At 46.1% G+C, this 1,042-nt stretch carries 1 protein-coding gene; it reads left to right on the top strand.

Annotation, left to right across the window (positions count from 1 at the left end):
* A partial coding sequence (locus R7Q47_RS26495) for a TAXI family TRAP transporter solute-binding subunit (protein WP_225466885.1) occupies positions 1-742 on the top strand: 742 nt, incomplete at its 5' end.
* Positions 743-1,042: the final 300 nt, after the last annotated feature.

The following is a 1,042-nucleotide window of genomic DNA, read 5'->3' as shown; positions in this document are numbered from 1 at the left end:
CCGTGCAGGCGAATTAGATTTTGGTATCGTGCAATCGGATTGGCAGTACCACGGCTACAACGGTACGAGCAAGTTTGCGGAACAAGGCCCGTACAAAAAACTGCGTGCAATGTTCTCTCTTCATACTGAACCTTTCAACATCATCGCACGTGCTGACTCTGGCATCGAAAACGTTCAAGACCTAGCTGGTAAGCGTGTCAACATCGGTAACCCAGGTTCTGGTGACCGCGCGACAATGGGTGTAGTAATGGATGCAATGGGCTGGACAAATGACAGCTTCAAACTTGCTTCAGAGCTAAAAGGCTCAGAGCGTTCTCAAGCCCTTTGTGACAACAAAATTGATGCGTTCATCTACATGGTTGGCCATCCAAACGGTTCAATCAAAGAAGCAACCACATCATGTGATGCGAAGCTAGTGCCTGCAACTGGTCCTAAGATCGACAAGATCGTCGCAGACAACCCGTACTACGCATTCAGCACAGTGCCGGCTGGTATGTACCGTGGTACAGATAAAGACGTGAAGAGCTTTGGTGTTGCGGCAACAATGGTAACAACATCTGATGTTTCTGATGAAGTTGCATACAACGTTGCTAAAGCCGTGTTCGAGAACTTCGACACCTTCAAACGTCTGCATCCAGCTTTTGCTAACCTGAAAAAAGAAGACATGGTGAAAGCAGGTATTTCTATCCCTCTTCACCCTGGTGCAGAAAAATACTACAAAGAAGTGGGTCTAATTAAGTAAGCACTCACTTATTTCAATCTCAGGCAGAAAAAGATGGTTTTCTGCCTGATTGAGTATGCTGGTTGTAGCACGTTGAACCAGCATGCTTTGTTCATTTGCCAGTTTTTCTTAGAACTGCGCACTCAATACCCAAGAAAACACTTTGACGCCGCCAACAAAGCACTCGGTACTCTTGCTTTGTGATTCGGCAGCGGAATACTCGAAAGCAAACTTCGCTCCATTCACTACACTGATAGAGGCGAAGTGTGGTTCTCGATAGAAGAGCGGACAGGACCATCAATAATAAGGAAAAAGTACATG

Source organism: Vibrio sp. Vb0349, from assembly GCF_033338975.1.
This window is presented reverse-complemented; position numbering and strand designations above follow the sequence as displayed.